Annotated in this window: 28 protein-coding genes; 14 read left to right on the forward strand and 14 right to left on the reverse strand. The window is 27.7% G+C overall.

What is annotated here, in order from left to right:
- Positions 1-10: 10 nt before the first annotated feature.
- From ABIV_RS09700 to ABIV_RS09735, 8 genes are all read right to left on the reverse strand, one after another.
- Complete coding sequence (locus ABIV_RS09700; protein WP_114839698.1) at positions 11-2131, reverse strand: heavy metal translocating P-type ATPase; 2121 nt, start codon at positions 2129-2131, stop codon at positions 11-13.
- 2 nt (positions 2132-2133) lie between these two features.
- Positions 2134-2523, reverse strand: coding sequence for a YtxH domain-containing protein (locus ABIV_RS09705; RefSeq protein ID WP_323808135.1), 390 nt, complete (start codon positions 2521-2523; stop codon positions 2134-2136).
- A 4-nt stretch (positions 2524-2527) separates the two neighbouring features.
- Positions 2528-2887, reverse strand: a complete 360-nt coding sequence (locus ABIV_RS09710; RefSeq protein ID WP_114839699.1) for a magnetosome protein MamC family protein — start codon at positions 2885-2887, stop codon at positions 2528-2530.
- Positions 2888-3142 carry a hypothetical protein gene (locus ABIV_RS09715; protein WP_114839700.1) on the reverse strand — a complete coding sequence of 85 codons (255 nt, stop codon included), beginning with the start codon at positions 3140-3142 and terminating at the stop codon, positions 2888-2890.
- Positions 3143-3145: 3 nt separating this feature from the next.
- Positions 3146-3823: a ferritin-like domain-containing protein gene (locus ABIV_RS09720; protein WP_114839701.1), complete on the reverse strand. Its 678-nt coding sequence runs from the start codon at positions 3821-3823 to the stop codon at positions 3146-3148.
- On the reverse strand, positions 3824-4138 hold the full coding sequence (locus ABIV_RS09725) for a hypothetical protein (RefSeq protein WP_114839702.1): 315 nt from the start codon (positions 4136-4138) through the stop codon (positions 3824-3826).
- Between the two features lie 86 nt (positions 4139-4224).
- Positions 4225-6069 carry a sensor domain-containing diguanylate cyclase gene (locus ABIV_RS09730; RefSeq protein ID WP_114839703.1) on the reverse strand — a complete coding sequence of 615 codons (1845 nt, stop codon included), beginning with the start codon at positions 6067-6069 and terminating at the stop codon, positions 4225-4227.
- 6 nt (positions 6070-6075) lie between these two features.
- Positions 6076-6525 carry a Fur family transcriptional regulator gene (locus tag ABIV_RS09735; protein WP_114839704.1) on the reverse strand — a complete coding sequence of 150 codons (450 nt, stop codon included), beginning with the start codon at positions 6523-6525 and terminating at the stop codon, positions 6076-6078.
- A gap of 268 nt (positions 6526-6793) precedes the next feature.
- On the opposite strand from ABIV_RS09735, the gene ABIV_RS09740 reads away from it, so the two are divergent.
- The 9 genes from ABIV_RS09740 to ABIV_RS09780 all read left to right on the forward strand — a co-directional run bounded on the left by ABIV_RS09740 (position 6794) and on the right by ABIV_RS09780 (position 15555).
- Positions 6794-7183 (forward strand): hypothetical protein, encoded by a 390-nt coding sequence (locus ABIV_RS09740; RefSeq protein ID WP_114839705.1) that lies wholly within the window; start codon positions 6794-6796, stop codon positions 7181-7183.
- 108 nt (positions 7184-7291) lie between these two features.
- Complete coding sequence (locus ABIV_RS09745; RefSeq protein WP_228254287.1) at positions 7292-8632, forward strand: imelysin family protein; 1341 nt, start codon at positions 7292-7294, stop codon at positions 8630-8632.
- Positions 8601-10001, forward strand: a complete 1401-nt coding sequence (locus ABIV_RS09750) for a di-heme oxidoreductase family protein (RefSeq protein ID WP_228254288.1) — start codon at positions 8601-8603, stop codon at positions 9999-10001. Before ABIV_RS09745 ends, ABIV_RS09750 begins: the two co-directional genes overlap by 32 nt.
- Before the next feature lies 1 nt (position 10002).
- Complete coding sequence (locus ABIV_RS09755; RefSeq protein WP_114839707.1) at positions 10003-10989, forward strand: imelysin family protein; 987 nt, start codon at positions 10003-10005, stop codon at positions 10987-10989.
- Between the two features lie 2 nt (positions 10990-10991).
- The gene (locus tag ABIV_RS09760; RefSeq protein ID WP_114839708.1) at positions 10992-11894 is read left to right on the forward strand and encodes a sterol desaturase family protein; all 903 of its coding nucleotides are present in this window, start codon (positions 10992-10994) and stop codon (positions 11892-11894) included.
- Positions 11894-13051: a cytochrome-c peroxidase gene (locus tag ABIV_RS09765; protein WP_114839709.1), complete on the forward strand. Its 1158-nt coding sequence runs from the start codon at positions 11894-11896 to the stop codon at positions 13049-13051. Before ABIV_RS09760 ends, ABIV_RS09765 begins: the two co-directional genes overlap by 1 nt.
- Before the next feature lie 113 nt (positions 13052-13164).
- Entirely contained in the window at positions 13165-13575 is a 411-nt protein-coding gene (locus tag ABIV_RS09770; RefSeq protein ID WP_114839710.1) for an ATP-dependent zinc protease family protein, read from the forward strand.
- 11 nt (positions 13576-13586) lie between these two features.
- Positions 13587-14513: a 30S ribosomal protein S6--L-glutamate ligase gene (gene rimK, locus ABIV_RS09775; protein WP_114839711.1), complete on the forward strand. Its 927-nt coding sequence runs from the start codon at positions 13587-13589 to the stop codon at positions 14511-14513.
- Position 14514: 1 nt separating this feature from the next.
- Complete coding sequence (locus ABIV_RS09780; RefSeq protein WP_205526924.1) at positions 14515-15555, forward strand: succinylglutamate desuccinylase/aspartoacylase family protein; 1041 nt, start codon at positions 14515-14517, stop codon at positions 15553-15555.
- A 34-nt stretch (positions 15556-15589) separates the two neighbouring features.
- Here the strand turns inward: ABIV_RS09780 and ABIV_RS09785 are convergent, their stop codons facing one another.
- The 6 genes from ABIV_RS09785 to ABIV_RS09805 form a co-directional block, all read right to left on the reverse strand.
- A complete protein-coding gene (locus ABIV_RS09785) occupies positions 15590-16705 on the reverse strand; it encodes an Opr family porin (protein ID WP_114839712.1) in 1116 nt (371 codons plus the stop codon).
- 98 nt (positions 16706-16803) lie between these two features.
- Positions 16804-17295 carry a flavodoxin gene (locus tag ABIV_RS09790; RefSeq protein ID WP_114839713.1) on the reverse strand — a complete coding sequence of 164 codons (492 nt, stop codon included), beginning with the start codon at positions 17293-17295 and terminating at the stop codon, positions 16804-16806.
- Positions 17296-17312: 17 nt separating this feature from the next.
- On the reverse strand, positions 17313-18068 hold the full coding sequence (locus ABIV_RS09795) for a hypothetical protein (protein WP_114839714.1): 756 nt from the start codon (positions 18066-18068) through the stop codon (positions 17313-17315).
- The gene (locus ABIV_RS13635) at positions 18068-18244 is read right to left on the reverse strand and encodes a hypothetical protein (protein ID WP_162918003.1); all 177 of its coding nucleotides are present in this window, start codon (positions 18242-18244) and stop codon (positions 18068-18070) included. The genes ABIV_RS09795 and ABIV_RS13635 overlap by 1 nt, the downstream gene beginning before the upstream one ends.
- A 9-nt stretch (positions 18245-18253) precedes the next feature.
- A complete protein-coding gene (locus ABIV_RS09800; RefSeq protein ID WP_114839715.1) occupies positions 18254-18454 on the reverse strand; it encodes a hypothetical protein in 201 nt (66 codons plus the stop codon).
- The gene (locus ABIV_RS09805) at positions 18455-18757 is read right to left on the reverse strand and encodes a DUF2325 domain-containing protein (protein ID WP_114839716.1); all 303 of its coding nucleotides are present in this window, start codon (positions 18755-18757) and stop codon (positions 18455-18457) included. It lies immediately after the preceding gene.
- A 147-nt stretch (positions 18758-18904) separates the two neighbouring features.
- On the opposite strand from ABIV_RS09805, the gene ABIV_RS09810 reads away from it, so the two are divergent.
- From ABIV_RS09810 to hemH, 5 genes are all read left to right on the forward strand, one after another.
- Complete coding sequence (locus tag ABIV_RS09810; RefSeq protein WP_114839717.1) at positions 18905-19624, forward strand: substrate-binding periplasmic protein; 720 nt, start codon at positions 18905-18907, stop codon at positions 19622-19624.
- 3 nt (positions 19625-19627) lie between these two features.
- On the forward strand, positions 19628-22051 hold the full coding sequence (locus ABIV_RS09815; RefSeq protein ID WP_114839718.1) for an ATP-binding protein: 2424 nt from the start codon (positions 19628-19630) through the stop codon (positions 22049-22051).
- A gap of 70 nt (positions 22052-22121) precedes the next feature.
- Positions 22122-22703, forward strand: a complete 582-nt coding sequence (locus ABIV_RS09820; protein ID WP_129088507.1) for a response regulator — start codon at positions 22122-22124, stop codon at positions 22701-22703.
- A gap of 54 nt (positions 22704-22757) precedes the next feature.
- Complete coding sequence (locus ABIV_RS09825) at positions 22758-23369, forward strand: ATP-binding cassette domain-containing protein (protein WP_114839720.1); 612 nt, start codon at positions 22758-22760, stop codon at positions 23367-23369.
- Positions 23370-23374: 5 nt separating this feature from the next.
- Positions 23375-24319: a ferrochelatase gene (gene hemH / locus ABIV_RS09830; protein ID WP_114839721.1), complete on the forward strand. Its 945-nt coding sequence runs from the start codon at positions 23375-23377 to the stop codon at positions 24317-24319.
- The last annotated feature ends 1 nt before the right edge of the window (position 24320 follow it).

Below are 24320 nucleotides of genomic sequence, written 5' to 3' on the forward strand. Positions count from 1 at the left end.
AAGCAAGAGTTTAAATACTCTTACTTTTTACTTTTACCCCTTTTATAGAGTTTAATAATAAGCCAATAGTTGTACCATTATGTAGTACTGCTGTTTGTATTGGAGAAAATAGTCCAAAGGTAGCTCCTGCTAAAATAGCAGAGTTTATTCCTACTGTTGCATTAAAATTATTGTTGATTAATTTCATTGTATCATTTGCCAGCTCTTTAGCCTCTACAACTGCCGCAATATCATCTTTTAATAAACTTACATCTGCTGTTGCTTTTGCAATATCAGCTCCCCTACTCATAGAGATACCCACATGAGCAGAAATAAGTGCGGGAGCATCATTGATTCCATCACCTACAAAGGCTACTTTTTTACCTTCATCCATAAGCTCTTTTACAATTTTTGCTTTATCAGTTGGTAAAAGCTCTGCTCTTACCTCATCAATATCTAATTCTTCAGCAATCATTGAAGCTTTTTTCTTGGTGTCTCCTGTTAACATAACAATATTTTTAACACCTAGCTCTCTTAATCTCTTAATTGAAGCTTTTGCATTTTTTCTTAAGTTGTCAGCTAAAGAGATTGTGCCTAAAAGTTTTCCATCAAAACCTATATAAAGAAGTGTTTTCCCATTGTCTAAAGACTTTTGAATTCTTGTTTTTGCATTTCCAAAATCAATCTTTTCATCATCTTCTAAGAAGTGTCTACTTCCAATTACAACTTGTTTTCCTTCAACCTCTGTTTTTACCCCATGAGCTACAATAAACTCAACCTCTTCATGGTGCATATGAACAAAGCCCTTCTCTTTTGCTGCTTTTACAACTGCTTCAGCAACAGGATGGAAATAGTGCTCTTCTGTTGAAGCTGTAAGATTTAATAAATCTTCTTCACTCCACTGCTCATCATATGACTCTACAGAGATAACTTCAAGTTCCCCTTCTGTCAGAGTTCCTGTTTTATCAAAAACAAAAGTATCAGCACTACTTAAAGATTCAATAGATTTTGCACCTTTAATCATAATACCATTATGCCCTGCTTTTGAAATTGTTGTTTTAAAAGCAACTGGGGTTGCAAGCTTTAAAGCACAAGAGTAATCAGCTTGTAAGATAGAAGCCATTCTTTCAAAATCTTTCGTTAAAAGATATGAAGTTCCAGCAAGTCCTAAGGTTACAGGCACTAACTTATCAGCTAGTTTTGTAGCTTTTAATTGTACTGAAGATTTTTCATTTAAAGAGTTTTCTATGTAGTGTTTAATTCTTTGTGTTGCAGTATCAGCACCCACGTATTCAGCCCAAATTCTTAATCTTCCATCTTCTACAATAGTACCAGAGATAACTCTATCTCCTCTTTGTTTCATAATAGGTTCAGCTTCTCCTGTCATTGAAACTTCATTTACACTTGCACTTCCATCTAAGATATGTCCATCTACAGGTACAGTATTTCCTACACCTACAATTACAACATCACCTGTTTTAATCTCACTACTTTTAACTAAAACCTCTGTAACTTTACCCTTAACAATCTTTTCAATCCAAGCCTCTTCAACATTTGGCTTAGCAAGCTCTTTTAATAAATCATCACTTTTATGTACAGTTGTTTCTTCTATATACTCTCCTAACTCTAACATTGCATTTGTAGAGTTAGCAGCTAAATAATCTTTTCTATATAAAGAGATACCAACTGCTGCACTTTCTAATACTTTAGAAGTAAGCCCTTCTTCAAAAAGTTCTTTGCTTCCTTCAAGTAATAAAGGAGCTGCAGCAAAAGAAGAGATTGAAGCTTTAAGAAAATCATTTTTAGTAAGCCTTTCTGCAAGTAATGCAGAACTAGCTCTTATAATTCCTTTTAAACTTGGGTCTTCCTCACTAATACAAGAGACGCATACAGCCTCATTTTTACAAGACTCTAATAAATCCTCTAAAGTTAAAGTTACTAATCTCTTCTCTACTTCTTTTATAGTAGCTTCATCTTCAAAATTTATAATAACACTTTTAGCTGTTTTATTAACTCTTACAGCTTCTACACCCTTTAGTTTTTCTAAATCCTTTTTTAAAATATTCTCATCTAAATATTGATTATCTAAAAGTGAATATTTATATCTAATTCTATTTTTAGTTTGGTGTACTATTTTAAATTGATTATTCATAACTATTGATTTTGATTTGCTTCCATTTGAGCTTTTGCATCTTCATATCTCTCTTTTAACTCTTCCATTCCTGCTTGAAAAAGTTCACTTCCTTTTGAAGCTGCTTTCATAATAGTCTCTTGAGCCCCTTTATTTGTTAAAAGAAAAGTTACTGCTGCACCAATTAAAGCACCCTTTACAAAATCAGAGTTATTAAATAAACCTTGATTTTGAGTAGCAGGAGCCCCAAACTGTTGATTAGGTTGAGGATTGATATATGGATTTTGATTTATATTCATTGAAGGAGTTGCTCCAACTCTTGTATTATCTATATTTAAATCATACATATTTTGTTGATTTGGATTCATTCCCATTTGATTCATATTCATATTTTGATTATTGTTTTGATTCATAAAATTACTCCTGCTCTACTAAGTTAGTCTCTTCACAAACTAACTCATTGCATTGATTATTTAACTTGTCATCTAAAACTTCAAGGGCATAAATACCAGCCATTCCAACTGAAATAGTTGTTAAAGCTTTAAATAAACCACCTTTTTGTGTTAAATAGTTAGCTGTAGCTACTGCTGCTCCTGTTGCAATTGCACCTTGAGAAGTTCTTTTTAAAGTATCTCTTAAAGCCTCTTGTGTAGAGATTTCTTCATTTTTTACTTTTCTCATATTTATAGTTCCAGAAGCTACGGCAGAAGCTACGGCTCCTGTAATAACACTTCTTAAAATTGGATTTGCTGGATTATTTATAAGAGGTTGATTCATCTATTTTTCTTCCTTTTTTTCTGACTCTTTTGCTAATTTCTGTTGCTCTTTTTTTTCTTTAATGCAAGCTGCTGTTGCATTGATTGTATCTTTTACATCTTCAACTTTCTCTTTTCCTTTTTCTAAAGATGAATTTGCTACATCTTTTGATTTAGAAAATAAAGATACTGCTTTCTCTTTTATCTTATCTGATTTACTAAAAGCAATAACTGCACCTGCTCCTACTGCTAATCCTAATACAAATGGTAAAGCCATGACTTACTCCTTATTTTGTTTATTCATATAGTCATTTAAAAACGCAACCGCTGCTGCACCTAATGCTGCACCTGAAACCATTGAGATATTTAACTTTGAAAATAACTTTGTAAGTTTTGTTTCATCCATATTTCCATTTAACATATCTTCTAAAATCATCTGATATTCGCCAATTTTATTCATAACTTGTTCTTGATTAAAACCTTGAACATCATTTGCTACACTATAATGGTTTAAAATACAATTTCTAAAAGCAGGAAGATGATTATTATATGAGTGTGCTTGTAGTTGATAAAAAACATCTCTAATATCAGCTTCTTGAACATGTTGTAAAAGATTATCATACATAGCTATATTTTGTATCTCACTTGCTACACCTAGTTCGCATGCTTCTATAAAACTATTTGGTGCTTCAATTTTTAAGTGCCAATCATTAACTGGTACTTCCACATTATACTTTTGTAATAAAGAGATTAAAGCTGAATAGTGTCTAGCTTCAGACTCTTTTATATGAACAAAAGGTTGAACTAACCCAAACTTTTCAATAATTCTTACATAAGCTTCATAGGCTTTACATTCATCATAAATTGCAATTCTAAGAGCTTGAGAAACTATTGGTTGAGGATCATTCACATCAATCCGTTGGCTAATTAATAAAGCCTCATCTAAATTTACTGGCAACTACACAACCTCCTTTGCTAGATTATTTATTAACTCTGTTATTTCATCTAAATTTCTATTGGCAATTAAATCTTCCCAAAGAGCTGGAGAAAAAACTGTTGGATCATAAGTAATAGTTACTGAAGCTATTATTTTTTTTATAGTAATACTATTTATTCCATTTATTTTATTTGGAAGATTTTCAATATCTTCTAAAGTGATATTTCCACTTTCACTTTTAATCTTTGGATTAACTCTTACTCTTAGTCTTCCAGGAGTATGAGCTATTACTGTAAAATAACTTGCTATTTTAATAATATCTTCTGTACTTATCATCAATTTCCTTTTTATAATTATTCTATCTTAAACTTAATGCTAACTTATTATAAACTTATAATCACTATCAATAAATGTTATTTTTTTTAATAAAAAACAACCCTATTCCTTCCATTTTTTTTAGCTTCATATAAAGCTTCATCGGCTCTTTTATAAATTATTTCAAACTCTTCATCATAAATACAAACCGTACATCCCATAGAAATAGTTATATAAATTTTATGTTCATCTACAAGGAAAAGTTTGGCTTCAACCACTTTTCTTATTCTATTTGCTATTTTAATTATATTTAAACTTGAAGTATCATCTATCAAAAGTAAGAACTCTTCTCCACCAAATCTTCCTAAAATATCATTTTTAGAGATTTCAGAAGAGATAAGTTTTGATAACTCTTTTAAAATTACATCTCCCACATAATGTCCATAAGTATCATTGATTTTTTTAAAGTAATCAATATCAAAAATTATCATAGAGAAGTCTTTATTCTCTAACCATCTTTTTGCATAATTTGTTATTGTAGCTTTATTATAAACACTTGTAAGCTCATCTGTTGTTGCTCTAAAAGTTAGATGATTAATTTTATGATTTAAAGTAGAAACATCATTCATACAAATTAAATATTTTCTAATATCTAATTTAGAAACATGAAAAGTAAAGTATCTTTCTTCATCAGTAAATTTAAATTTTGCAGGAATATCTTTATTGTTATATCGTTTTGCAACAGCAATAAAATTTGCTTTTGTTTTATTATCAATTAGGGCAATATTTTCTAAAAAGTTTTCTGTACTATTAAAAATTTCATGGAATTTTCTATTTACACTTTGAATCTCTTTTCCATCTGTAATCATAATAATATTTTGTTGAGTATCTAAAACAGACTGTAAAAAATCTCTCTCTTTTTTTAATGTTAAATCTTGCTGAGCATTTATAACACGAAACATCTCATTTATTTTTCTTACTAAATATGAAATTTCATCATCATAACTAACTTTCAACTTATATTTTAAAGTCTCATTTAAAGAGACTTTTTTTACTACACTGGTAATATAATTTATTCTATTTACAAAAAGTTTATTCATAAAAATAAAGAAGATAATCATTGTTATTAAAAACATAGCTAAAAAAAGAGATAAAATATACTTTAATTCAATAATCATATTATTGTAAACTTCTCGTTTATTTTGGAATCTAATATAAAAATTCTCTTTTTCAAATAAATCATAAAACTCTAAATAATAAAATAGATTCTCTTCACTATTTTTTTTAATACTATAACTTATCTCTTCATTTTCATATTTTAATTTTTGAATATCTTTTAAACCATAATTTGTAACTAAACTTGCATAATCCTCTATTACTTCACTCACTTTTGTTAAAAAAGTAGAGTTAATAGCTCTTGCAGTAAAAATATAACCTTCTATCTCATTATTAACTATAATCTTTTCAACACTAAATAGTATCTTTTCAAAATTTAAAGTTAGATATTTGTTTTTAGAATCTAGTTTACTTAAATCACTCTTTTTTAGATATGTAAAAAGCTCTTTAGAAGCATATAGTTCCTCATCTGAAGTTAGATCATAATATTTAGAAAATAAAGGATTTTTATCTTTATCCAAAAGAATAAAATAAGTTAAATTGAGTTTCTTCATAAAATCTGGTTTATTATTAAAAAAGCTATTTAGTTTCTCCTTATCTCTATTTTTTACAATATCAATAATATGGCTATGAGTAGAGTATTCATAACTAATATTCTTAATCTTTTCATAATAGTTATTAAGAATATTTTGAACTTTTTTTATATTATTTATAATAATTTTCTCTTCTATATTTTCAATATTTACTATTCTATTTTTTACAATTATTGAAATGAATAAAAAAGAAAGTATAAAAATCAAAACAAAAAGAAGAGAAACTTTTTTATTAATATTCATTTTAATTTATTGACAATCTTCACATAAACCATAAATAATCATTGCATGATCTTTTAAGATAAAATTATTTTCTTTTGCAATATCTTCTTGTTTTTCTTCAATTACTTCATCTGTAAATTCAATTATTTTATGACAAGAAGTGCAAACTAAATGGTCATGATGTTCAGCAATTTTAAGCTCATATCTTTTTACACTGTCTCCAACATCTAAACTATCAATTAAATTTAAATCTTCAAAAAACTTTACAGTTCTATATACTGTAGCAATACCAACATCAATGTTGTACTCAACTTTTACTTTATGTGCAATCTGTTCTGCAGTTAAGTGTTCATCACAATAGAAAAGAATCTTTAAAATATAATCTTTTTGAATTGAGTTTTTAAACCCTAACTTAGAAACATGCAGTTTAAAGTTTTTTAAAAATGTTTCAAAAGTTATTCCATGCTTTTTATTCATTCTTACCCTTTTATATAAATAATTATTAGACTAAGCAGTAAAGTTACTGTGTAAACTTTCCATAGATTACTATGGATTTTTATATTTTTTTTATGCAAATTTGAGTTTATATTATCACTTTTCATCTTTTAACCTTAATAATCAGTATCAAAATACTATATTAACTATACTTAATATTATATTAATGATAGTTATTATCATTTTAAACAGTTTTTAAGAATTCTTCCCTTATAATTTTGATAGCTATTATCAATGAAAAGGATTTTAAATGATTGCACTTCCTGCAATAAATACAATTGCTAGCAATGCCCTATTTGGAACTATTGCTACAAAACTAATTGATTCAGTAATCAGTTCAAAAATTTCTCAAAAACAAGACAGTAAAAAATGGCTAAGAGAGAAAAAGCTTAGTGCCTTCTCAAATTTAAGCGATGAAGTTGTAACAATCACTTGTGAAAACTTAACAGAAAAAAAAGTTATTATTAGAACAATTATCTCAAAACTCGTCCTACTAATAGAAGATAAGAAACTAATCAATACATTAAATAACTATATGTTCATTTTAGAAGAATATGAATGTTTTAAAAATGAAATAGATATGAAAACAATCAATAATGAATTAATAAATACTATTAGAAATCATTTAAAAAATCTATAATTCATTGATAAGAGCTATCAATATTAAGTATTGATTAAGTGTATTTTTTTTAAAATCATTTCAAATTATTTGATAACGACTATCATTTTAACAATCAAAAGGAAAATTATGAATAAAACAAAACTATTAACAGCAAGTATTAGTTTTGCAGCTGCATTAGCTTTTGCTGGTTGTGCCGCTTCAAATACAGATGCTAAAACTCATTCTCATATGCAAATGAAAAAAGTAGATATCCTAAGTGCTTATGCAAAAATTGCAAATGAAAATTATACAGATGCTTTAAATGATGCAAAAGCTTTACAGAGTGCTATTAATGACTTTGCTAAAAACCCTACAGAAGAGACTTTACAAGAAGCAAAAAATGCTTGGTTAAAATCAAGAGAATCTTATGGACAAACTGAAATTTTCAGATTATCAAATGGTCCAATTGATGCAGAAGAAGGTTGGGTATCTGAAAAATATGGTGCTTTAGAAGGACAATTAAATGCTTGGCCTTTAGATGAAAATATGATTGACTATACAATTGATGCAAATGGGAAAAGAACTGCTGGGAATATTATTGATACAACTGGAGAATTTAATCCAGGTGGAGAAGATTCAAAAGCTGTAGATGTAACTACTATCACTATTGATGCGTTAACTGATTTAAATGAAAATGGTGGAGAAGCTAATGTTTCTACTGGATACCATGCCGTTGAATTTATCTTATGGGGACAAGACCAAGATTACTCAAACTTTGTAAAAGATGCAATAACAAATGGTGCTAAAACTGCGGGACAAAGACCACTTTCTGATTTTACATCTGATGTTAATTCTCAAAGAAGATTAGCATATTTAAAAGCTGCATCTGAAAAAATTGTTGCAGATTTAGAAGTAGTTGCAAGTGCTTGGTCTAAAGATGGTTTATATCAAGCTGCTTTCCAAGGAAAACTAAGCGGTGAAAATAGTTCTAAAAACCTATCAAGAGAAGAAGCTTTAAAACAAGTTATTGCAGGAATGGGTGTATTTATTAAATCAGAACTTGCAAATGAAAGAATCGCAGTTGCTGTTTTAACTCCATCAGAAGAGGATGAACACTCTTGCTTCTCTGATAATACACATAGAGATATAGTAACAAATTATCAAGGTTTTAAAAATATTTTAACTTCAACATATAATGGTAAGTCTTATGGACTTTCACTATTAGATAAAGTATCAACAGAAGATAAAGCAAGAATTGAAAAATTAATGGCTTCAATCGAAGAAAAAATTGCTTTAGTTGATAAAACTGCAAAAACAAAAGAGCACTTTGATTATCAAATTCAACCAGATAATCCAATGGCAAAAGTTATTGTAAAACTTAAAAATGAGATGAGAAAACTTGGTGATGAAATGGTAACTGTTGCAAAAGCAAATGGAATCTCTTTAAGTACAGATGATGTTACAGATCCAGAAGAAACAAAAATCTAAGTTCAAATCAAGCTATAAAACCCTTATAAATAAAAGCCTCGTAGCATTTTTTGCTACTGGGCTTTTTGCAGTTTTAGCTAATGGCTCTGAAATAACAGAAAAAAGAGACAAAACTACTTTATTAAAGCCTGTAAAAAATCTTAGTGATGAAGAGTATGACAAGTTTATATTAGGAAGAAGTTTTTTTAAAATTCCTTGGGTTGAAGCTCCAAGTGCAACGACAGCAAGGGATGGATTAGGACCACTTTTTAATGCAAACACCTGTAATAGTTGTCATCCAAATAATGGTAGAGGTAATCTTTTTAATGAAGAGGGAAAACTATCAAGAGCAGTTATTGCTAAACTTTCACTTCCTTCAAAAGGTTTAAAAGAACAGTTAGAGTTTTTAGAAAAAAATGCTTTACTTCCAGAGCCTACTTATGGAGGACAAATAGCAATAAATGGTATTCATGATGTAAAATATGAAGCTAAACCTGAAATAAAATTTGAAGAGATAAAAGTTAAATTTCCAGATGGAGAAGTTGATACTATTTTAAAACCTACTTATGTATTAAATGATTTACAGTATGGAGAACTTCATAAAGATACAATTATTACTTTTAGAATTGCACCTTCATTAAATGGTTTAGGGCTTTTAGAAGATATTTCAGAAGAAGACATTTTAGCAAATGTTGATGAATTTGATAAAAACAAAGATGGTATTTCTGGACGAGCAAATTTTGCTTATTCTCCCCTTACAAAGAAAAAAGAGTTAGGAAAATACTCTTGGAAAGCTAATAATACCTCAATTATTCATCAAACAGCTGATGCTGCTATAAATGATATGGGTTTAACAACAACTATCTTTAATGAAGATAGATGTACCGAAAAACAAAAAGCTTGTAAAGAAGCACCAAAAGCAAGAGATAAGATAGATCTTCCTGATTTTAGACTTCAAGCAATTGAGTTTTATATTAAAAAAAGAGAGACTTTTAGTACTAAAAAAGATAAAGATTATAAAGAGGGATTAGCCCTATTTAAAGAGATTTCTTGTGCAAAATGTCATATGGATTCTTTTACTACAAAAAGTGGTATTGAGATTTCACCTTTTACAGACTTACTTCTACATGATATGGGAGAAGGTTTAGCTGATGGAAGAAGTGAATTTATAGCAAATGGACAAGAGTGGAGAACTGCACCTTTATGGGGATTATCTCTCCATGACAAAATAAATACAGAAAAACCAAGATTATTACATGATGGAAGAGCTAGAGATTTCCAAGAGGCAATACTTTGGCATGGTGGTGAAGCAAAAGCTTCAAAAGAGGCTTTTATGAATTTACCAAAAGAGAAAAGAGAACAATTATTAAAATTTTTAGAGAGGTTATAGGATGAAATTATTTAAGATAATTTTTACACTTGTATGTTTAATTACTCTATCAAATGCAGCCATTGATAAAAAAAATGAGAGAGTATTAAATACAATTTATGAAAATGTGATTTTAAAAGATTCACAAAAAGCAGTTGAAGATGCAACAAAATTACAAGAAGCTATTTTTCAACAAAACATTGAACTAAGTAAAAAAAGTTTTCAAGAGTTAATTGTATCTTGGAAAAGTATTCAATCTTTATATATCTTAGGAGATTTAAATGAAGAGTATATTGATACACCTAGATTAATTGATATATATCATCATGGAAATGAAGATATAAAAGCACAACTGGATAGAGCTTTATTAAGCAAAGATGAGCCAAAAATTGCTCTGTTTAAAAACTCACTTAAATCAATAAATGCCTTAGAATATCTTTTATATGCTAAAGATTTAAAAGATGAAAGAGTTAAAGACTTTGCATTAACAATCACTAAAAAAATCACTTCTCACTTAGAAGATATTAATACTGAATATAAAAAACAACATAAAAACTTTTTATCTGATTTAAAAAAAGCAAATGGAGTTTTAATCAATAAACTTATTCAAAATACTTACAAACTAAAAGAGTGGAGAATTGGAGATGTTGTAGGATTAAGTAAAAAATATAAAGATAGTTTTGATAATAAAAGAGCTGAATATGCTCTTAGTAAAAACTCCTCTTTAGCAATTGGTGCAATTTTAAATACTTATAAAAATGTTTTTGATAACAAAGCCTATTACGATTATGGAAACTACTTAGAAGACTTAACTCATAACAAACAAGTTAATGTTTTAAGAGAGTCTATTTCAAAAGCTATCTCTTTAAATAAACAAATCAAAAATGATAATTTTAAAGAGGCAAAAAAGCTTTATGATGAAGCAAACACTATTCATGTAGTTCTATTTTTAGATTTGATTGAAGAGTTATCAATCAATGCAAAAATCATTGATGCAGATGGGGATTAAACTTGAATTCTCCTTTACTCTTTGAGTACTTAATAAACCCAGATAAAAGAACTTTCTGGGTTTATATTATCTCATCAATTGCTATTGGAATAATCTATTTATACTTTAATAAAAAATATAAAAGAGTAAATTTCTCTAAAACTCTTTGGCTACACCCTAGTGCAAAGCTAGATTATTACTACTTTATTCTTTCATATTTTATTAAGACATTAATGATTTTTCCAATAGTAATTAGTGCAAATAGTGTTGCTTTATATATAAGAAAGGTTCTATATTTAGAGTTTGGTTTTAATCATATAAACTCAATCTCTTATGAAGTTGTTATTATTTTTTATACAGTTACACTTTTTGTTGTAAGTGATTTTACTAGATATTGGTTACATAGATTCCTTCATACAATTCCTTTTCTTTGGGAGTTTCACAAGATACATCATAGTGCAAAAGTTTTAAACCCTTTAACTTTTTATAGAGTTCATCCCATTGAAAATATTCTTTTTGGATTTAGATACTCATTAAGTATTGGTTTTACAACAGGTATCTTTTTATACTTTTTTGGCTCAAAAATTGGAGTTTATGAAGTAGTTGGAGCAAATATCTTTGTCTTTATTTTCTCATTATTAGGTTCAAATTTAAGACATTCTCATATTCCTCTTAACTACTTTAGTTTTTTAGAGAAATGGTTTATCTCTCCAAAACAACATCAAATTCACCATAGTAAAAAGTTTTTTGATAAAAATTATGGTGGATATTTAGCCATTTGGGATAGAGTTTTTGGAACACTAAAACTCTCAAATGAAGTTCAGGTTTTAAAATTTGGGCTAAGAAAAGAGCAAATGAAAGAGTATAACTCACTTAAAAACTTATTACTACTACCATTTATAAATATTTTAAGAAGGAGAAGTTAATGAAATATTTAAATTTAGTTACTTTGGTAACTACTGCTTTAGTTTTTACTGCGTGTACAAACTCTACATTATCAAAAGAAGAGATTTTAAAGCAGACAAAGCAAAAAGAACAATTAGGGAAGGTTCTATTTTTTGATAAAAACCTTTCAAAAAATAGAACTCAAGCTTGTGCCACATGTCATAATCCAGATGCTGGTTTTGCAGATGACAGAGACAATGGAATTAAGAGTATGGCTTCACTAGGAGATGATGGGAAATCTTTAGGTGATAGACAAGCTCCAAGTGCAGCTTATGCTATGTTTAGTCCAAAATTTCACTATGATAAAAAAAATGATAAATATATTGGTGGACAATTTTGGGATGGAAGAGAAGATACTTTAGCCGGTCAAGCTGGAGGACCTCCCACAAATCCTATTGAAATGGGAATGCCTTCAAAAGAAGCTGTTGTTGAAAGATTAAAAGAGAACTCATATTATATTGAGACTTTTAAAACTATTTATGGAGAAGATATTTTCTCTTCAAATGAGAAAGCCTATAGTGCAATGACAGATTCAATAGAAAAATTTGAACAAACAAAAGAGTTTGCTCCTTTTGATTCAAAATATGATAGATATTTAAGAGGAGAGTATGATTTAACACCTTTAGAGGATTTAGGAAGATCACTATTTTTCTCAAATGCAAATAACTCTTGTGCAAATTGCCACCTTAGCAAAAAAGAGGATTCAGAAGGTGAAACATTTACAAATTTTGAATACCATAATATAGGAACACCAATTAACCATGAACTAAGAGCAGTAAATGGGGTAAAAGAGATTGATAAAGGTTTATTAGCAAATCCAAAAGTTATCGATGAAAAACATTTAGGAAAATATAAAGTTCCAACTTTAAGAAATGTAGCAGTTACAGGTCCATATATGCACAATGGAGTATTTAAGGATTTAAAAACTGTTGTGGAGTTTTATGATAAATATAATAATAAAGAAAGAACAATTAATCCAGAAACAAATAAACCTTGGGATGAACCAGAAGTAAAAGAGACTATCTCTTTAGAAGAGTTAAAAGCTAAAAAACAAAATGATAGAAAAGTAGAAGCTTTAGTTGCTTTTATGAAATTACTAACAGATAAAAGATATGAACACTTATTAGAAGAGGAATAATCCCCTCTTCTTTTCCCTTTTTAAACTACTTTACCCCTATTTTTAATAAGTTTATGCTAGCATAATATTATAAATTAAATTTTATATCTAAACCAAAAAAAGTAAACTTCAATATGAAAATAGTAGGAAAAAAAGAACTTATTTCTATAATCGATTTAGAATTAGAAGAATTAGATGCCAAAATTGATACTGGTGCAGACTCAAATGCTTTGCATTGTGATGATATAATCATTGAAAATGAGATAGTACATTTTACATTAGTTGATGATGTACATCCATCTTACCATGGAAAAAGAATGAGTATGCCTTTATACAAATTAAAAAAAGTAAAAAGTTCAAATGGACAACTACAAATTAGACCTTCTATTAAAGTTAGTGTAGAGTTTATGGGCAAAAGATATAAAAGTATAATTACACTTACAAATAGAGCAGATATGAAATTACCTATGTTAATTGGAAGAAAATTTTTAAGTAAAAGATTTCTTGTTGATGTATCAAAAGAATATCTATCAAAACAACAATAAAAGAGGACTATATGAGAGTATATATATTATCAAGAAACCCAAAATTATATTCAACAAAAAGATTAGTTGAAGCAGGTAGAAGTAAAGGTTGGGAAGTAAGAGTTGTTGATTATCTAAAGTGTACAATTGAGATTATCAAAGGTGAACTATTAATCAACTATTTAGGGAAAAAACTTCCTACTCCTGATGCGATTATTCCTAGAATCGGAGCAAGTAGAACATTCTATGGTACTGCTATGGTTAGACACTTTGAGATGATGGATGTATTTAGTACTTCTGGAAACTTGGCAATTGCTAGAAGTAGAGATAAACTAAGAAGTTTACAAGTTTTATCAAAAAATAGTGTTGATATGCCAAGAACAGTTTTTGCTTCAAATAAATCTACAGCAAAAGATGTTATTGCTCTAAGTGGTGGAGCTCCGTTAGTTCTTAAAATTTTAGAGGGAACTCAAGGTGTTGGTGTTGTTTTAGTAGATAGTGAAAAAGCTGCGAAGTCAGTATTAGATGCCTTTTATGGAATGGATGTAAACTTACTTGTACAAGAGTTTATTGAAGAAGCAGGAGGTGCTGATATTAGAGCCTTGGTTGTAGGAGGAGAAGTTGTTGGGGCTATGAAAAGACAAGGTGCAGAAGGAGATTTTAGATCAAACTTACACCAAGGAGGAAGTGCTACTTCTTATAAGTTAAATAGAAAAGAAAAAGCTACTGCTTTAGCTGCTGCAAAAGCTATGGGATTAGGAGTTTGTGGAGTTGATATGATTCCATCTAGTCGTGGTCCTCTTGTTATGGAAGTTAACTCAAGCCCTGGATTAGAAGGTATAGAAAAATCAACAGGTATTGATATTGCAGGAAAAATCATGGATTATATTGAAAAAAATGTACCAGAAGCAGGACCAAATAAAAAAAGGAAAATTAAAAGAGATAATATAGGAGCTTAAAATGGAGAAGTTAATAATAGCTGATACGGAGATAGAGAAAGGGACGAATATAACCCTTGATTTAAAACTTCCAAAGCTATATCACTCTCCTATGAGGCTTCCTGTAAGAATTATAAGAGGGAAAAGAGTTGGTCCTACTATCTTTGTAAGCGCTGCAATTCATGGGGATGAATTAAATGGTATAGAGATAATTAGAAGATTAAGAAAACTTACTATTTTAAAAAAGTTAAAAGGGACACTAATCTTAATTCCTATTGTAAATACTTATGGAGTTACTACTCTTTCACGATATATGCCAGATAGAAGAGACTTAAATCGCTCTTTTCCTGGTTCCAAAAAAGGTTCTTTAGCAAGTAGAATTGCAAAAATCTTTTTTGATGAAATCGTTACAAAATGTGATTTTGGTATCGATTTACATACTGCCTCTATTCATAAATCAAACTTACCACAAATACGAACAGATATAAATAATCCTTTTACCTATGACTTAGCAAAATCCTTCGAAGCACCTGTTGTTTTACACTCTGAATTAAGAGATGGTTCTTTAAGAGAAGAAGCACAAAATAAAGGTATTCCCATCTTACTTTATGAAGCAGGAGAAGCACTAAGGTTTGATGAAAAGTCTATTAGAATTGGAGTAAAAGGGATAGTAAATGTTCTAAGAGATTTAGATATGCTTCCTAAATCAACAAAAAGAAAAAAATATAAACTTCCAATTATTGCAAAGAATAGTCAATGGATAAGGTCAACAGAGAGTGGAATCATTAGAACTATTAAGGGTTTAGGAGAAACAGTAAAAGAGGATGAAATTATTGCTTATGTAGATGAACCTTTAGATGATATAAGCTATGAAATAAGAGCAACTTTTGATGGTATTATTATTGGGAAATCTGAAATTCCTTTAATTCAAGAAGGAGATGCAATATTTCATATTGCTAAATTAAAACACTTAGAAATGGCAGAAAATAAAATAGAGTATTTTCATGAAGATGCAATAAATGAAAATGAGTTTGTAGAATTAGATAAAGATGAAATTATCTAAAAGTGTAAAAAGAGCCAAAAGGCTCTTTTTTATATTAAAATGAGTACTCTATAGTTAAAGTTACTTTATCATAATCATCATCACTATTTTCAGCATCTAAATTTACATAAAGAGCTCCAACAGATAAGTTATCTGTAATACTATAATCTACAGTAAAATCAAACTCTTTATCTTTATCACTTCCATATTTCATTTCACCATACATTGCACCAAGTTCTACATCTGCAATTTTATAGTTTACATTTAAATAAGTTGTATCAGTATCTGCATCATAAACTCTTTCTCCATCTCCACCTCTTAAAGTATCAAAAGGATTGATATTGTCTCCAAGAGTTGACATAGAACCTGCTCCACCACTTTTATCAGTAGTTACATATCCAAGATTAAATCCAAATCCTGCAATATTTAATCTACCTTCAAGATGAGCAATATCTCCATCATCTACATTATTTACATCTTCACTACTTTTTGCACCATGTAAAGTTATTCCAAATAAGTCAGTATCATAATCAAGTTTTAAACCATACCAATTTGCTAAATTATCAGCATCATAATAGTATGGATTAACAGTTAAACCTTTTATTCCTTCATATTTTGCATCTATTACAGCTGCATAATCAATCTCTTTATTTTCATCAGTAGTTCCAAAATCTGCAAAATCTTCTAAAGGTGCATCTGCATCTGCAACAGCTTTTCTCTTTGTATATCCAAGAATAACTGTTGTATCTGGAATTGCTTTAATTCCAAGTACTGCAGCCTCATGAAAATCACCTAACCACTCTAAATCAACCTCTTGTCTACCAAGAGTTAATCCTAAATACTCATTTGCATAAGAGATATTTGCAGTATGAACAATAGCCTCTTTTTCACTTCCATCAGAATAATCATCTTTTTCTACTTCTGAAAAATCATGATTTCCTCTAAAACCTACTGCTGCTTTAAAACCATTTAATTCTCCAGTTTCATAAGAAAGACCAATAGAACCCATAGTAAAACCAGAGTCTTTATTTCCACCACTATTATTTTGTCTCTCACCATATAGTGTAATATCACCACTTACAGTTCCAGCTTTAAATGCTTCATCAAAACTATTTGCAACTAAATTAGTTGTTACTAATAATGAAGCTGCAATTAAACTTACTTTTTTCATATAACTCTCCTTGTGTGTAATTCAACCAGCTTGAATTGAACTTGAATAGTAACAAAATAAACTTTAATTTTTCTTGATTTTAAGAACAATTATCAATACTATAATATAACTTTTATCTCATTACACCAGTTTGTAACTCTCTCATCTGTTAGTTCAGCTTGATTATCTTCATCAATTACTAAACCTACAAACTCCCCATCTACCTCAGCTTTTGAATATTCATACTCATAACCACTAATTGAAGTTTTTCCATAAATTGAAGCATTCTTTTCATTTAGTGTTTCGTACATAATTCCTAAAGCATCAACAAACTCATGACCATAACTTTCCTGATCTCCTAATCCAAAAAGAGCAACTTTTTTACCAGAAAAATCTATTTCTTGAAGTTCATCAAAACAATCTTCCCAGTCATCTTGAAGCTCCCCCTCTCCCCAAGTTGATACCCCAATAATAATTGAATCACATTCACTCATTCTAGATACTCCCTCACTTGAAATATCTATTAACTCAAATCCTTCTAATTTTTCATGAATCTTATTTGCTACCTCTTCTGTATTACCTGTACTTGTTGCATAAAATATTGCTTTCATTTTTTTCCTTTTTAAATTTATCTTAGTGTTGAACGCATTGAATATGGAATCAATTTAATCTCATATTCACTACTTAAAACATCATTACATCTAACACTTACGTGTTTATAAAATTTTTCATTTTTGGGATATACTAAATATACTTGTTTAAATTCACTTTTATTAATACAATCAATCGCTTTTTTAATATGTTTATCAATGTCTAGTTTCTTACTATTAATGAACTCCCAAAAAGTAAAAATTTTAGTTTGAAACATTAGCTCTTTTGAAACAATATCAATTGAATCCTCGAAAATATTAACTTCTCTATTTTTTGAAGAATTTAATATCTTATTTGAGACAAAATTTTTAAAAGATTCTTCTCCATCTAAAAAGAAAGAAAAATCATTTTCTAGCAGTATATTTATTAGGTCAGTAGATTTTTTTAATGATGAAATATCATTAGTAAGAATAGAATATTTAGTTGGCATTAATTCTGTTCTTAGGCTTAGTTTTTTAAAAAACTTATTTATTAAAAGTGTCTTTTTTATATCAATATTAATTTTTGATGAGTATTTACTATTTACTTGCAGATTATAAAATACTTTTTTGATAAAAATATCAAAGAGTTGATTCTCTTTACATGAGTTTAATTCCTTTTTTGTAAATTTTAAAGAGCAAGGAACTTGTTGATTAAATAGCTTTAAAAACATTAATCTTTTATTCATATTACTTTGAAACTTATCAAAAGAAGGAAGAAACTCATTCTTACTATTAAAACCAAATTTTTTCATTAGGCTTTTGACTCATATAGAAGTTCATTTGTTAATAGAACTACTCTTCTTTTATCTAAATCTCTATATCTCATATTCATTAGTTTTACAATTGAACATAACATTTTTGAATTTACTTCTTGTCCAGAGTTTCTAATAACACTTCTTATCTCTTTTTTTAAAATTAAATTAGACATTAATTTCCTTTATTTTTTACCCAGTATTCTAATATCAATATTTGTTGTAAATTTATATTTAATATAGTTTCTATCCAAAAGATGTGTAATTGCTAGAAACTCATCTAAATCTGCATCAGAGATGTTTTTTAAATTTACTACCCTACTTGTTGTTGACTCATACTTATAGTTTTTAAAACTATTAAGTTCATTTATAATCATTTCACTCATCTAGTCCTCACATTTATTAATATTAAGAAATTTACAAAGTTCACAATAAACAGAACTTGCACTTCTTTTTGTACAAATTACAGGAATATTCTTTTTCTTTGCTTCTTTTCTATATTTATACATAGCATTATGATTAACGAAATCTGTTAACATTAATACATAATCTGTATTTTGAGGAATATCTTTTCTGCAAGCACTTGATTTTTTTCTAGTATCCCAATGGGTAATAGAAAAACTTCCCAACTGGTCTAAAATACCTTTTATAGTATCTATTTTGTCTCCACCGATAATTAAAACTGACATTTTTCATCCTTTAATGATAATGAATATCAGAATACTAACAAGAGAAAGCTTAAATTTTCTTTATATTGATAACCATTATCATAAATATTTTAAGAACTTTTATTACTTTTTTTATATAATCTTTAATCAATTATTTTAAGGCAACTCATGAAAATTTTATTTATACTATTATTATTTATTAGTTTTTTATTTTCAAAGGATGAGATACAGCCTCTTACAGAACCTTGGACTCCATATCAAATTGAGACAAAAGATGGATTAGAAGGGATAAGTATTGATTTAATAAAAGAGATTCAAAAAAGAATTGGAAATAAAAAAAAGATTAAAGTTTTTCCTTGGAAAAGAGGTTATAATATTACTTTGAAGAAAAAAGGATATGCTCTTTTTTTAACAACTAAATCCAAACAAAGAGAAAATCTTTTTAAATGGGTAGGACCTATCTCTTCAATGGAAATTAGATTTTTTAAGAATGCTTTTAGAGATGATTTAAATATAAACTCTTTAGAAGATGCAAAAAAAGTATCTTCTATTACAGTAGCAGAAGATACTATTACAAAAGAAGTATTAAGTGAATTTGGTTTTACAAATCTTGATATTAATACTTTAGCAAATAATAGTTTTAATAAATTATTAGAAAATAAAACTGATTTATATCCAGTTGAAGAAAACTCTTTTATGTATAAATTAAAACAATTAAATTTGCAAAAAAAGATAATACCAGTAAAAATGGAAGCTTTTTATGAGTCAAAACTTTATATTGCATTTAATATAGAGACTGATGATAAAATTATAAAAAGATGGCAAGTTGCATTTGATGAAATAAAAGCAGATGGAACCTATGATAAAATTATTGGAAGATATAGATAAAAGATGAGAAGAAGACCTCTACTAAGATTTGCTTATACTTTTATACCTGCATTAATTACAGTATTAATCTATTTACTTATAGATTTTAGTATAAAAAAATATTTGCTAGAGCAAACTCCGAATGATAAAACTTACACCAGTCTAACAATAAATACAAACAATATTCAAAAAACAGCAGAAATTATTGCAAAGTCAAGTGTAATTTATCTTTCTAATTTTGCTATTGAAGGTCTAAAAGAGAAGATTGAACTAGATTTCCAAAATAACTTGATTTCAGCAATAGAGATAAAAGATATCTATTTAAATGAAAATTTAATTAGTGCATATAAAGATGAAAACAATCAAGTTATTTTTACAAATCAACTTCCTGAAAAATATAAACACTACAGCTTTATAAAAGAAGATATTATTGAAAAAAAAGAGTACACATATAATAACTTAGGAGAACTAACTATCTATTATAATGCTCCTAGTTTCTATAAAAAAGATATTATTCTAACAGAAGAAGAAAAAAACTTTTTAAAAGAAAAAGCAGTTTTAAATATTTGTGTTGCACCTAACTGGACTCCTTTTGAAAAGATTGAAGATGGACAATTCATAGGTATTTCTGCAGATATTTTAAAAATTATTACAAAAGATTTAAATGTAAAAATAAAATTAATTCATACAAATACTTGGGAAGAATCATTATTAAAAATCAAAGAAAAAAGATGTGATATTTTACCACTTGCGGCAACAACTCAATCAAGGCAAGAGTATTTAAATTTTACAAAACCATACATAACAGCAAATATAGTTGTAGCAACAAGAGTAAATGTTCCTTTCTTTGATAGTATTAATTCAATAAAAGATAAATCATTTGCAGTCTTAAGAAGTCACTTTTTATATGAAACACTTAAAACAAAATATCCAAAAGTTGATATTATTGAAGTTGATTCAGTAGAGGAAGGTTTATCAAAAGTAGAAACAGGAGAAGTTTTTGGTTTTATAGATAATTCAATTGTTATAAATCATATCATTCAGAAAAACTTTATAGGTTCCCTTGCTGTTTCAGGTAAATTAAATGGGGAGATGCACTTATCAATTGCTTCAAGTAAAGAGTTTCCTTTACTAAACTCTATTTTTGAAAAACTCTTAACTTTAATTGATGAAAATATTAAAGAAGAAGTTTTTAATAGATGGGTTAAAACAAATTTTCAAATCAAAACAGACTATACTTTAGTTTGGCAACTATTTGTAATTTCTTTAATCATTATTTTAATTACTCTTTATTGGAATAGAAAACTATCAATACTTAATAAACAGTTGCAAAAAGAGAGAAACAAAGCATATGAAGCAACAAAAGCAAAAGCAAAATTTTTAGCAAATATGAGTCACGAAATTAGAACACCTATGAACTCAATTATAGGAATGAGTCATCTAGTTCTTGAAACTGATTTAAAAAAAGAACAAAAAGAGTATGTGGAAAAAATTGATAAAAGTGCAAACTCTTTACTTAGAATTATCAATGACATTTTAGACTTCTCTAAAATTGAAGCAGGAAAAATAGAGTTTCATAATGCCCCTTTTAGTTTAAGAGAAGTAATTAGTGATTGCATTGATTATATTGATTTAGATTTAGAAGAGAAAGAATTAGAGTTCATTTTAGAGTATGATGAAAAGTTAAGTGAATATTACTATGGAGATAAACTAAGAGTTTCACAAGTATTAACAAACATCTTACATAATGCTGTAAAATTTACAAATGAAGGCTTTATTAGATTAAAAATTTTACAAAAAAAAGATAATAAAATCTATTTTGAGATTGAAGATAGTGGTATAGGTTTAAATAAGAATGAAGAGAAAAAAATATTTGAATCTTTTTCTCAAGGAGATTTAAGTACCTCTAAAAAATATGAAGGTACAGGATTAGGTCTTGCTATCTCTAAAGATTTAGTAAATTTAATGAATGGAAAAATCTGGTTAAAATCACAAAAAAATAGAGGAACAACCTTCTTTTTTGAACTTGAATTAAAAAATTGTGAAAAAGAAGTAAAAGAAATTGAGAAAAAAGTAAAACCTGACTTCTCAAATAAAACTATTTTATTAGTAGAAGATAATAAATTAAACCAACAAATTATTGCTGGTTTATTAAAAGATACAAATGCTACATTAAAAATTGTTTCAAAAGGAGAAGATGCTATTAAAATTATAAGAAAAGAGCCTAGTATAAATATTATTTTAATGGATATTCAAATGCCTAAACTCGATGGTTACGAAACAACAAAAATTATTAGAGAATACAATAAAAAAGTACCAATTATTGCCCTTACTGCAAATAGTTATGATGAAGATATTCAAAAATCTCATGAGTGTGGAATGAATGCTCATCTTAAAAAGCCAATAGAGATAGAAAATCTATATTTGACTATAAAAAAATATATCTAAAAAATATACTTTTCATATATTTTTTAATAAAATGAGACACTTTTGAGACACTTTTTTAGTACAATAAGTTATGAGAATTTTAATATATGATAACAATAAGCAGGACTTAGAAAAGTTTTGTAATATGATTAATCTTTACCCTATAGAAATTATAGTAGACAAAGCATCAGACTATAATGATATTATCTATTTTATTTCACAACATACATATGATAAAGTTTTCATTGATTACAATGATGATATAGGTAAAAAACTTGTAACAGAAATTGTAGAAAAAAATCCTATGCAAAAAATTTTCTTACTAAGTGATAGTTATGATTGTCCTTTAGAAAGAAATTGCGATTTATGTAAAGATAAATTTAAAAAGAATATTATTATTAAACCTCTTTCTCAAAATCAGTTAACTAAAATTCTAAGTAGAAAGTTTACTTGTGAAAATGAATTTCTTTCAGAAAAAGAGTTTAAACTAAAAAAAATAAAAAAGAAAGTTCAAATAGAATATCCCTACTTAAAATTTGAGTATTGTAAGGATAGGGACTCTTTTCTTTCTGATAATATCCCAACTTCTGCTTTAGTTTTTGTAACAGATTTATTAAACAAACATAATATTTCTTTTCATGTTACACATAAAAATCAAATTGTAATTCAATAAAAATAAATTTTAATCATTTTTTTTATATAGTTAGCTTCTAAAATAGGACAAAGAATGAATAAAGAAGATGCTGTATTAAACATAGAAAATTTATCTTTTGGGTACGCAAAAGATAAACTTATTTACAAAGATTTTAATTTAGAAGTAAAAAAGAGTGAACTTATCTCTATTGTAGGTTCTAGTGGAAGTGGGAAAAGTACTCTATTTGAACTTATTTCAAATAATTTAAAACCACAAAAAGGAACTATTACTTCTAAAAAAATTTCATCTGTTTATCAAGACCCTTACAGCTCTTTTCATCCATCATTTATCATACTTGAGCAAATCAAAGATGTAGTTTTTTTTAATGAAGAAATAAAAAGAAAATTAGAAAACTTTTTAGATAAGCTAAATCTAGATTTTGATTTAATAAATAAAAAACCTCATGAATTAAGTGGTGGGCAACTTCAAAGATGTTCTATTTTAAGAGCACTACTCATGGAACCTGATTTATTATTAGTAGATGAACCTACCTCAGCCTTAGACAATATTGTTGCAATTGAGGTTATGAATTTATTAATAGACAATTTAGATAAATGTGGTATGCTTTTAATTACTCACGATAACAGTCTTGCCAACTGGTGCAGCGATAAAATTATTAATTTAAACGAATTACAAAAGGATTAAAATATATGAGCCAAGTTTCAAAAAAAGCATTAGTACTTTTAAATATGGGTGGGGCAAGAAATAAAAATGAATTAAAAATGTTCCTTACAAACATGTTTAATGATAAAAATATTTTAACTGTAAAAAGCAACTTTCTAAGATCAATGATTGCAAAATTTATAGTTACTTCAAGATTAAATTCAGCTTGGGAAAACTACGAAGAAATAGGTGGATTTTCGCCACTTAACCCTTTAACAGAAAAACTTGTAGATAAATTAAATAAAAGCCTACAAGAAGCTGAAACCTTTCAGGTAATGAGATATACTCCTCCTTTTGCAAAAGAGTGTATTAATCAACTAAAAGAAAAAGAGATAAAAGATGTAATTTTACTTCCTTTATACCCACAATATTCAACAACGACAACAAAATCATCTTTGGAAGATTTTGAGCAAGTAGCCAAAAATGAGTTTAATTTAACAATTATTGAACCTTTTTATGAAAATGAAATCTATAATCAAGCAATTATAAACTCAATTACAAAAGAGGTTTCAAATGCAAGAACTGAAGATTTTAACTTAATCTTTTCTGCCCATGGACTTCCTCAAAAGATTGTTGACGCAGGTGATCCATATGAAAAACAAGTAAATGATCATGTTGAAATTTTATCAAAGCTTTTAGAAAAAAAAGGTGTTAAATTTAAATCTATCTCTTTAGCTTATCAATCAAAAGTTGGTCCAATGAAGTGGCTTGAGCCAGCCTTAGATAAAGAACTAGAAAAATATAAAGATGATAATGTACTTATTTACCCTATTGCTTTTATAATAGATAACTCTGAAACAGATTTTGAATTGTCTATTGAATATAAAGAAGAAGCAGATAAAATAGGAATTAAAGATTATAGAGTTTGTAAATGTGTAAATGATGATGATATTTTTATTGAAGCAATTAAAGATATTACAAAACTAAATTAAG

Origin of the sequence: Halarcobacter bivalviorum, from assembly GCF_003346815.1 — a bacterium.
GTDB classification, from domain to species: Bacteria; Campylobacterota; Campylobacteria; order Campylobacterales; family Arcobacteraceae; genus Halarcobacter; species Halarcobacter bivalviorum.

Excerpts from the sequence above, each read along its gene's own strand:
- ABIV_RS09740 (WP_114839705.1), top strand. The coding sequence starts at position 6,794 with ATGATTGCACTTCCTGCAATAAATACAATTGCTAGCAATGCCCTATTT.
- ABIV_RS09820 (WP_129088507.1), top strand. The coding sequence starts at position 22,122 with ATGAGAATTTTAATATATGATAACAATAAGCAGGACTTAGAAAAGTTT.
- ABIV_RS09800 (WP_114839715.1), bottom strand. The coding sequence starts at position 18,454 with ATGAGTGAAATGATTATAAATGAACTTAATAGTTTTAAAAACTATAAG.
- ABIV_RS09735 (WP_114839704.1), bottom strand. The coding sequence starts at position 6,525 with ATGAATAAAAAGCATGGAATAACTTTTGAAACATTTTTAAAAAACTTT.
- ABIV_RS09770 (WP_114839710.1), top strand. The coding sequence starts at position 13,165 with ATGAAAATAGTAGGAAAAAAAGAACTTATTTCTATAATCGATTTAGAA.
- ABIV_RS09755 (WP_114839707.1), top strand. The coding sequence starts at position 10,003 with ATGAAATTATTTAAGATAATTTTTACACTTGTATGTTTAATTACTCTA.
- ABIV_RS09745 (WP_228254287.1), top strand. The coding sequence starts at position 7,292 with ATGAATAAAACAAAACTATTAACAGCAAGTATTAGTTTTGCAGCTGCA.
- ABIV_RS09810 (WP_114839717.1), top strand. The coding sequence starts at position 18,905 with ATGAAAATTTTATTTATACTATTATTATTTATTAGTTTTTTATTTTCA.
- ABIV_RS09725 (WP_114839702.1), bottom strand. The coding sequence starts at position 4,138 with ATGATAAGTACAGAAGATATTATTAAAATAGCAAGTTATTTTACAGTA.
- ABIV_RS09730 (WP_114839703.1), bottom strand. The coding sequence starts at position 6,069 with ATGAATATTAATAAAAAAGTTTCTCTTCTTTTTGTTTTGATTTTTATA.
- ABIV_RS09715 (WP_114839700.1), bottom strand. The coding sequence starts at position 3,142 with ATGGCTTTACCATTTGTATTAGGATTAGCAGTAGGAGCAGGTGCAGTT.
- ABIV_RS09780 (WP_205526924.1), top strand. The coding sequence starts at position 14,515 with ATGGAGAAGTTAATAATAGCTGATACGGAGATAGAGAAAGGGACGAAT.
- ABIV_RS09795 (WP_114839714.1), bottom strand. The coding sequence starts at position 18,068 with ATGAAAAAATTTGGTTTTAATAGTAAGAATGAGTTTCTTCCTTCTTTT.
- ABIV_RS09790 (WP_114839713.1), bottom strand. The coding sequence starts at position 17,295 with ATGAAAGCAATATTTTATGCAACAAGTACAGGTAATACAGAAGAGGTA.
- hemH (WP_114839721.1), top strand. The coding sequence starts at position 23,375 with ATGAGCCAAGTTTCAAAAAAAGCATTAGTACTTTTAAATATGGGTGGG.
- ABIV_RS09710 (WP_114839699.1), bottom strand. The coding sequence starts at position 2,887 with ATGAATCAACCTCTTATAAATAATCCAGCAAATCCAATTTTAAGAAGT.
- ABIV_RS09700 (WP_114839698.1), bottom strand. The coding sequence starts at position 2,131 with ATGAATAATCAATTTAAAATAGTACACCAAACTAAAAATAGAATTAGA.
- rimK (WP_114839711.1), top strand. The coding sequence starts at position 13,587 with ATGAGAGTATATATATTATCAAGAAACCCAAAATTATATTCAACAAAA.
- ABIV_RS09785 (WP_114839712.1), bottom strand. The coding sequence starts at position 16,705 with ATGAAAAAAGTAAGTTTAATTGCAGCTTCATTATTAGTAACAACTAAT.
- ABIV_RS09825 (WP_114839720.1), top strand. The coding sequence starts at position 22,758 with ATGAATAAAGAAGATGCTGTATTAAACATAGAAAATTTATCTTTTGGG.
- ABIV_RS13635 (WP_162918003.1), bottom strand. The coding sequence starts at position 18,244 with ATGTCTAATTTAATTTTAAAAAAAGAGATAAGAAGTGTTATTAGAAAC.
- ABIV_RS09750 (WP_228254288.1), top strand. The coding sequence starts at position 8,601 with ATGTTACAGATCCAGAAGAAACAAAAATCTAAGTTCAAATCAAGCTAT.
- ABIV_RS09815 (WP_114839718.1), top strand. The coding sequence starts at position 19,628 with ATGAGAAGAAGACCTCTACTAAGATTTGCTTATACTTTTATACCTGCA.
- ABIV_RS09765 (WP_114839709.1), top strand. The coding sequence starts at position 11,894 with ATGAAATATTTAAATTTAGTTACTTTGGTAACTACTGCTTTAGTTTTT.
- ABIV_RS09705 (WP_323808135.1), bottom strand. The coding sequence starts at position 2,523 with ATGAATCAAAACAATAATCAAAATATGAATATGAATCAAATGGGAATG.
- ABIV_RS09805 (WP_114839716.1), bottom strand. The coding sequence starts at position 18,757 with ATGTCAGTTTTAATTATCGGTGGAGACAAAATAGATACTATAAAAGGT.